9 protein-coding genes are annotated in these 7,815 nt (G+C 70.9%); 7 read left to right on the forward strand and 2 right to left on the reverse strand.

The features are described from left to right. Window positions 1–333 precede the first annotated feature (333 nt). The 5 genes from BCD48_RS09660 (at window position 334) to BCD48_RS09680 (ending at window position 4,450) form a co-directional block, all read left to right on the forward strand. The gene (locus BCD48_RS09660; RefSeq protein ID WP_071048017.1) at window positions 334–1,416 is read left to right on the forward strand and encodes an Acg family FMN-binding oxidoreductase; all 1,083 of its coding nucleotides are present in this window, start codon (window positions 334–336) and stop codon (window positions 1,414–1,416) included. Between the two features lie 54 nt (window positions 1,417–1,470). Beyond that, window positions 1,471–1,692, forward strand: coding sequence for a hypothetical protein (locus BCD48_RS09665; RefSeq protein ID WP_071048007.1), 222 nt, complete (start codon window positions 1,471–1,473; stop codon window positions 1,690–1,692). Between the two features lie 447 nt (window positions 1,693–2,139). After that, window positions 2,140–2,532, forward strand: a complete 393-nt coding sequence (locus BCD48_RS09670; protein ID WP_071048008.1) for a GntR family transcriptional regulator — start codon at window positions 2,140–2,142, stop codon at window positions 2,530–2,532. Then, complete coding sequence (locus BCD48_RS09675) at window positions 2,529–3,419, forward strand: ABC transporter ATP-binding protein (protein ID WP_071048009.1); 891 nt, start codon at window positions 2,529–2,531, stop codon at window positions 3,417–3,419. The genes BCD48_RS09670 and BCD48_RS09675 overlap by 4 nt, the downstream gene beginning before the upstream one ends. Then, complete coding sequence (locus tag BCD48_RS09680; RefSeq protein ID WP_071048010.1) at window positions 3,416–4,450, forward strand: ABC-2 membrane transporter-related protein; 1,035 nt, start codon at window positions 3,416–3,418, stop codon at window positions 4,448–4,450. The genes BCD48_RS09675 and BCD48_RS09680 overlap by 4 nt, the downstream gene beginning before the upstream one ends. A gap of 149 nt (window positions 4,451–4,599) precedes the next feature. On the opposite strand, the gene BCD48_RS09685 is transcribed toward BCD48_RS09680, so the two are convergent. Then, window positions 4,600–5,118 (reverse strand): TIGR03668 family PPOX class F420-dependent oxidoreductase, encoded by a 519-nt coding sequence (locus BCD48_RS09685; protein ID WP_071048011.1) that lies wholly within the window; start codon window positions 5,116–5,118, stop codon window positions 4,600–4,602. Window positions 5,119–5,355: 237 nt separating this feature from the next. On the opposite strand from BCD48_RS09685, the gene BCD48_RS09690 reads away from it, so the two are divergent. Then, window positions 5,356–6,570 (forward strand): acyl-CoA dehydrogenase family protein, encoded by a 1,215-nt coding sequence (locus BCD48_RS09690; protein WP_071048012.1) that lies wholly within the window; start codon window positions 5,356–5,358, stop codon window positions 6,568–6,570. Window positions 6,571–7,076: 506 nt separating this feature from the next. Here BCD48_RS09690 and BCD48_RS56455 read toward each other — a convergent pair. Continuing rightward, entirely contained in the window at window positions 7,077–7,427 is a 351-nt protein-coding gene (locus BCD48_RS56455; RefSeq protein WP_083418399.1) for a helix-turn-helix domain-containing protein, read from the reverse strand. Between the two features lie 149 nt (window positions 7,428–7,576). Here BCD48_RS56455 and BCD48_RS09695 point away from each other — a divergent pair. Further along, window positions 7,577–7,815, forward strand: a 239-nt coding sequence (locus tag BCD48_RS09695; RefSeq protein ID WP_116271467.1) for an SDR family NAD(P)-dependent oxidoreductase, incomplete at its 3' end; no start/stop codon positions are given.

Genomic DNA, 7,815 nt, shown 5'->3' on the forward strand with positions numbered 1-7,815 from the left:
GGGGAGTGGCGTGTTGGCCCAGGTCGGCAGGCCAGTCGGAGTGACCGTCACGGTGACTTCGGCCCTTGATCGGAACTACCGGGCCGAGGCGGGGTAGAGGGCCGGAAGGATGGGGACGGAACACGGTATGCCGTCGCCGGAAGCTTCGCGCCAGGCCTGGAGCTCCCGGCAGGCCTCGCGGATCGGGCCCGCCGATCCGCGCCGGCAACCCCGGGAACGCCGAAACCTGGGAGGCCTGGGTCCGTGAGGCCTGGGTCCGTGTCGATGGCGGCGCTGCTCCGGTCCGGGCCGGGGGCGTGTTTCGGTTGGCGGCGGCGGGACGAGGAGACGACCATGGTCACGCAAAGCACGACGTTCTCGGTCGAGCAGGTGCACGCGGCCGTCGAGGCCGCGGGCCTGGCGCCGTCGATCCACAACACCCAGCCCTGGAGGTGGCGGTTCCGCGACGAGACGCTGGCGCTGTCCGCCGACCTCTCCCGGGCCGTGCCGGTCGTCGACCCGGACCACCGCCAGCTGCTGGTCAGCTGTGGCGCGGCGCTGCTGAACGGCTGGCTCGCGCTGCGAGCCGCTGGCCTGGACGTCGAGGTAGGTGAGTTCCCCGACGGCCCCGATCTCAGCACCGGGCGGCTGGCCACACTGATGATCATCGGTCACCGCCCGCCGACCGAGGACGAGTCCCGGCTCGCCGAGGCCATCTCCCGCCGGCACACCGACCGCCGCCCGTTCACCCCGGCGGCGCTGCCCGCCGACGAGATGCGCAAGCTGCGCCGGGCGGCCGAGGCGGAGGGCTGCTGGCTCGCGTCGCTGACCGGCGAGGACGCCCGCCTCGAGCTGTCGGTGCTGCTGGCCAGGGCCGACTGGATCGAGCGCAACGACCCGGACTACCAGGCCGAGCTCGCCTCCTGGGTCCGCGACGACGCCGAGGCCACCGACGGCATCCCACGCCCGGCGGCGCTGTCGAGCGCCGAGCAGCGGCCCACCGAGTTCACGACGCGCGACTTCACCGGCGGCACGGGCGAAATCGGCGTCATCGACGAGTCACGCGACGCCGACGGCACCGGTGGCGAGCTTGCCAGCGCCGACGAGGCCGGGGAACGAGTACGGACCGCCCGGGTCGAGCACCCCGGCGTGCTGGTGCTCGGTACCGACGCGGACGGCCCGGCGGACCGGCTGCGCGCCGGCCGCGCCCTCGGCCGGGTGCTCCTGACAGCCACCGCGGAAGGCCTCGCGACGTCCCCCCTCGGCCAGGCCGTCGACATCGAGGCGACCCGCGCGCTGGTCCGCTCGGCGACCGGCGGCACCGGCCACACCCAGATGATCATGCGCGTCGGCTACCCCGACACATCCGCTCCCCCGCACACGCCGACCAGACGCCGCCCCGTGTCAGACGTCCTCGAGCACCTCTCCGGCACCTGAGAGCTGGGCCCATGACGGCCGCCGCGGCGGCCCGCGGCCTCCAAAGCATTTCCTGTGGATCTCGCGGGGGCGGCTGTCGGTGGCCCGGACGCCAGCTCCCATCCTGGGCTGACCCCGTATCAGCTCGCGGTGTGGGAGGTCATCACGGCGGCCGGTGACGGCGCGGCGGGTGCCCGGATGGTCGGCCTGGTGATGCGGCTACGGCCCGAGGAAGTCATGCACCTGGCGGACATGCCGCGGGTGCGGCGGCCGGCGCGCTGCTCCTGCCGGACCTGACGCCTCCCGGTCCCACGGCGGCCGGCAGCCCTCGCGCGGGGGCTGCCGGCCGTCGCCGTGTCTCGGGCTCGGCCCCGCGTCCCACATGCGGCAGGGGACACGACGGCACAGGCAGCGTGCACAGCGCATCACGTAGCCACAGTGCTGGATTTTGCAAGCGGATCGCTCGCAAAAGCGACGGTCAAGCGGCGGCTTCCGGTCCATGTGAGCACCGGCGCCTGGCGGGCCGGGTGTGGCCAGGGGCGGGTTCGGGCCACACCCGGTCCAGCGGCGGCCATAGTGCGGAGGCGAGCCGGCGGGGTGGTCGGGCAAGCCGATGGCCGGTTGCGCCGCGGCCGCGGGGAGCGCGGAGGTCTTGCCGCGGAAGGCGGTATTTGGTCCCGGTTGACAGTCCATCTAGCTAGCATCTTAAAGTGCTAGGCACATAGATGAATGGAGCAACTCGGGATGATCGAGTTCCACCTGGACGACCGATCCGGGGTCTCGCCGTACCTGCAGCTGGTCCGCCAGGTGCGGCAGGCCCTGCGGCTGGGCCTGCTGCGCGAGGGTGACCAGCTCCCGACGGTCAAGGAGGTGGTGGCGGGGCTGGCGATCAACCCCAACACGGTGCTCAAGGCCTACCGGGAGCTCGAGCACGAGGGCCTGGTCGCCGCCCGGCCGGGGGTGGGGACGTTCGTGACCGCGACGCTCGCCGACGCCTCGCTCGCCGCGCACGGCCCGCTGCGTCAGGAGCTGCGACGGTGGCTGGCCAAGGCCCGCAGAGCCGGTCTCGACGACGAGAGCATCGAGGCACTGTTCATGACGACCTTTCGGACCGCCGCTCAGGAGGAAATAGCGTGACCGCCGTTTTGCAGGCCCAGGACCTGGGCAAGCGGTACGGCCGGCGCTGGGCGTTGACCGACTGCACCCTCGACATCCCGGCCGGGCACGTCGTGGGACTGGTCGGCCCCAACGGAGCTGGCAAGACCACGCTGCTCAACCTGGCCAGCGGCCAGATCGCACCGACCTCGGGCAGCATCACGGTGCTCGGCGGCCGCCCCCCAGCCAGCCCGGCGCAGCTGGCCACGGTCGGCTACGTCGCCCAGGACACCCCGACCTACGCCGGGCTGAGCATCGCCGACCACCTGAAGCTGGGCGCCCGGCTCAACCCCGGGTGGGACGATGCGCTGGCGCGGGAACGGATCAGTCGGCTCGGTCTTGATCCCGCCAGGCGGGCGGGAAAGCTGTCGGGCGGGCAGCGCGCCCAGCTCGCCCTCACCCTGGGCATCGCCAAACGGCCCGAGCTGCTGATCCTGGACGAGCCGGTCGCCGCACTCGACCCGCTCGCCCGCCGCGAGTTCCTGCAGGGCCTGATGGAGGCCGCCGCCGAGCACGAGCTCAGCGTGGTGCTGTCCTCCCACCTGGTCTCCGACCTGGAACGGGTCTGCGACTACCTGATCGTGCTCGTCGACTCCCGCGTCCGCTTGTCGGGAGAGGTCGACCACCTGCTGGCCACCCACCACCGGCTCACCGGCCCGCGACGCGACCCCGACCGGCTCCCCGCGGACCAGCAGGTCATCTCCGCAAGCCACACCGACCGGCAGACCACGCTCATCATCCGCACCGACACCCCGATCCACGACCCCGCCTGGACCGTCAGCCAGCTCGGCCTGGAAGACCTCGTCCTGGCCTATATGAGCCAGCCCGCGGCGGCCGGCCGCCGACCCGCCCTGGAGGTACAGCGATGATGTGGCTGACCTGGCGTCAGTTCCGTGCCGGGGCCGCGATGATGTCCGCCGCGCTCGCCGTGCTCGCCCTCATCCTTGCCCTGACCGGCCCGGGTCTGGCCGATGACTACTCCACCGGGATCGCGGCCTGCGCCACCCAGAGCGGCGGCTGCTCGAACTTCGTCCAGCAGTTCCGCCACGACAACCAGGGCTTCTTCCTCGGTCTCACCGCCGTCGTGCTGCTCCTGCCCGCCGTTGTCGGGCTCTTCTGGGGAGCGCCGCTGATCGCCCGTGAGCTCGAGGCCGGCACGCACCGGCTGGTGTGGAACCAGACGATCACCCGCACCCGCTGGCTGGCCGTCAAACTCGGGCTCACCGGCCTGGCCGCCGTGACCGCCGCGGGACTGGCCAGCCTTGCGGTGACCTGGTGGTCCAGCCCTATCGACAAGGCCGCCGCCTTTGAATTCCCGCGGCCGGGGCCGGTGCTGTTCGACGCACGAGGCATCGTCCCCATCGGCTACTCGGCCTTCGCCTTCGCCCTCGGCGTGACTGTCGGGATGCTGGTCCGCCGCACCCTTCCCGCCATGGCCATCACCCTGGCCGTCTTCGTCGCCGTCCAGATCGCCATGCCGCTGGTGGTCCGGCCGCACCTGCTCCCCCCGACCCGCTCCACCCTCGAGATCACAGACTCGAACCTGGACGGAATTTCGGCACCGCGGGACGGCGGACCGATACGGGCGGTCCTGCAGACGCCGGAGCTCCCGGGTGCCTGGGTGCTGTCCAGTCGGGGCGTCGACGCCTCGGGGCAAACCGTCCGCGAGATCCTCCTGTCCTCCTCAGGGGCCTGCGCGCCGCCCCGGCAAGGTCGCCCCGAGGATGGGCTTACGGCGTGCTTCGCCGAGATGAAGCAGCTCGGTTACCGGCAGCAGGTGACCTACCAGCCCGCCAGCCGTTTCTGGCCCTTCCAGTGGTACGAGACCGGGATCTACACCGCCCTCGCCCTCGGCCTCGCAGGCTTCTGCTTCTGGTGGATCCGGCGCCGCCTGTCCTGACCGACCCGAACCGCAGAGGTGCGCACTAATTTGAGCCAAGTCAGGACACGACGGTACAGGCAGCGTGCACAGTGCATCACGTAGCCACAACGTCTGACTGATCTTGATTTGGACGGTGCCAGCGACGGTGAGCATTCGCTGGAGTGGCGTTAGCAGTACGACCAGCCGGTCCAGCGGGTCACGGTGACCACGATGGCCGGGCCCGCGGGCGGGTGATCGCGGTACTGGTGGTAACGCTCGGCGAGCGCGCGGGCCGCCACCTCGTGCGCGGGATCGGGCGGTTCGGCGACGCGGGCCACCCCGTCGGCGCGTGCCCACCACAGCCGGCTCCAGTCGTCGTCGTACTCGTCGGCGAGCAGGCTGACGCGCCCGTCGCGGGCGATGTCGTCCAGCCGGCGTAGCCGGGTTGTCCGCTTCGGCTTGTGGTCGACGGCGGTGACGACCGTCCCGAGGCCACCCGCCACGGAACGGAGGTCAGGCGCGGCGGAACCGTCACCTGTCGGCGGCCTGGCAAGCACGGCGAACGTCACCGGGACGAGTCGGGGGGTGCCGTCGGCGGCGATGGTGGCCAGCCGGGCGACTCTGGCCGCGGCGAACCGTGCCCACGCCTCGTCCTCGGAGAGGTTCACGACCCTCCCCCGCTCATCCTCGGCCAGAACCGACGCCATCTTCACACGTCCTCGCCATTCCACCTGCTCGGCGATCGCGCCCCCACCGAGCGTTGATCGCCGTCTGTGCCCTCCCGTGGCCGCGATCCGGCCCCGTCGGCGCCAGCGCAGGGCTAAAACGGCGATCGGCACCCAACAGGCGCTACGCGGGCGGCTTTCGCCAAAAGTTACCGGTCGGTATACTTACCGGGCGGTATCAGTTCCGACCGACCGAAACCGGCTGGGGGATCGATCGAGATGACTGGCTTCAGCCTCGACCTCTCCGACGAGCAGCGCGAGCTGCGCGACTGGGTGCGCGGATTCGCCGCGGACGTGGTACGGCCGGCAGCGTCCGAATGGGACGAACGCGAGGAAACCCCCTGGCCCGTCATCCAGGAGGCCGCCAAGATCGGCCTCTACGGCTTCGAGTCGACCGCGACGATGTTCGCCGACGAGACCGGCCTGTCGTTGCCGGTGGTCTGCGAGGAGCTGTTCTGGGGCGATGCCGGGATCGGCATGGCGTTGATGGGCACCGGTCTCGCCGCCGCCGCCATCTCGTCGACCGGTTCCCTGGAGCAGTTGCTCGAATGGGCGCCGCAGTGCTACGGCGACGCCGCCGACCCGAAGCTCGGCGCGTTCTGCGTCTCGGAGCCGGCCGCGGGCTCCGATGTCTCCTCGCTGCGCACCCGCGCCCGCTACGACGAGGCCACGGACGAGTGGGTGATCAACGGCCAGAAGGCCTGGATCACCAACGGCGGCATCGCGAACATCCACGTCGTCGTCGCCTCCGTCGACCCGGCACTGAAGGCCCGCGGCCAGGCCACCTTCGTCATCCCACCGAACACCCCCGGCCTCGAGGCCAACAAGAAGATCAAGAAGCTCGGCCTGCGCGCCTCGCACACCGCAGACGTCTTCCTCGACGACGTGCGGGTCCCCGGCAGCTGCCTGCTCGGCGGCAAGGAGAAGCTCGACGCCCGGCTCGCCGGGGCTCGGGAGGGCACCAGCTCCAAGGGCCAGGCCGCGATGGCGACGTTCGAGCGGACCAGGCCGACCGTCGGCGCCCAGGCGATCGGCATCGCCCGCGCCGCCTACGAGTACGCCCTGGACTACGCCAAGACCCGGGAGGCGTTCGGCCGCCCGATCATCGAGAACCAGGCGATCGCCTTCGCCCTGGCCGACATGCGCATGGAGATTGACGCCGCCCGGCTGCTGATCTGGCGGGCCGCCTGGATGGGAAAGCAGGGCAGGACGTTCGAGGCCGGCGAGGGTTCGATGTCGAAGCTCAAGGCCGGCGAGGTCGCCGTCGCGGTCACCGAGAAGGCCGTCCAGATCCTCGGCGGCGCCGGCTACAGCCGCGACCACCCCGTAGAGCGCATGTACCGCGACTCCAAGATTTATACGATCTTCGAGGGGACGAGTGAGATCCAGCGTCTGGTGATCGCCCGCGCCATCTCTGGCGTGCACATTCGCTGAGCCGCGGTTAGCGGGCACTCGCCGCGGCGACGACCAGTTCAAGATCCTGTGCACACATTGTGCACGAGGATCTTGAACGGTCTGCGGGCATGATCCGACAGAGGGCAGCCGCGGATCCCGTGGCCAACAGCGCCGAACGGCCGTCGGCCTTCGAGCCCGCATCACGCGAAGGTCGCTGCTGCTCGGCGGCGGGCGTGTGCCGTACCGCCTACGAGGTCAAGAGTCCGATCCCCCGCATGCTCGACCGCCTCATTCAGGGCTGCCCGAGTCGCCGGTCACCAACCGGCGGGATGATCACCCGGGCATGTCGAGGCTTCCCCGGAGCCGCGTGCCCGACCCTGCGCCGCGTGGACACCCTCGCCGACGACGTGGCGGCCCTCGCGCGGGCACTCGCGGCCAGTACGTCCGGTACCGGACCCCCGATGTCGCTGACGATGTCGGTTGCGGTGCCGGGCGAGGTGTCTCGCCATTGGCGAGACAGTCGCGTTGCAACCCAAGCAGGTGCCTCAAAGCCCGGGGGGATTCAACCCATTCCTACATGATCGGTCCATGTGAGGTTTTCGACCTCGCGCTCCTGGCTGGCGAGACCGGGGCACGCCGATGACCCGCACCCATACGACGGTTGTCCCAGCCCGGTCTCGCAGCGCGCGGGCGATCGCGTCGAGGACCTGCGCGGACGGGTGGTGATCGGTGCCCTGTTCCAGTCGGGTGTAGTACTCGGTGCTGATGCCGGCGAGCAGAGCGAGTTCGTCACGCCGGAGGCCGGCAACGCGGCGCCGCCCGCTGTCGGGGATACCGACCTCGTCCGGTCGGACCAGTTCCCGGCGGGCCCGCAGGTACTCACCGATGCTGTTCACGCTCACACCACCACGGTAGGCCCGCGCGCACGTCCTAGCCTGCCCCCAGCGGGGCACCCCTCGGCGGGAGTATGGCTACCCCCGCTGAACCAGGCCGATGCTGCCGGATGAGAAGGCGAACGCGCCTCCATTCGRCARGGAGACAACTCATGGCACAGCGCGCATGGTTCATCACGGGCGTCAACAGCGGATTCGGCCGCGAGATGACCGAACAGCTACTCGAGTGTGGCGACCGGGTAGCCGGAACGGTCCGCAACCTCGACTCGGTGCGCGACCTCACCGACAAGTACGGCGACCGCTTCTGGTCCGCCCACCTGGACGTCACAGACACCCCCAAGATTCGCACGGTCGTCGACGCGGCATTCGCCGCCTTCGGCACGATCGACGT

This window comes from Pseudofrankia coriaricola (assembly GCF_001854805.1).
GTDB lineage: Bacteria > Actinomycetota > Actinomycetes > Frankiales > Frankiaceae > Pseudofrankia.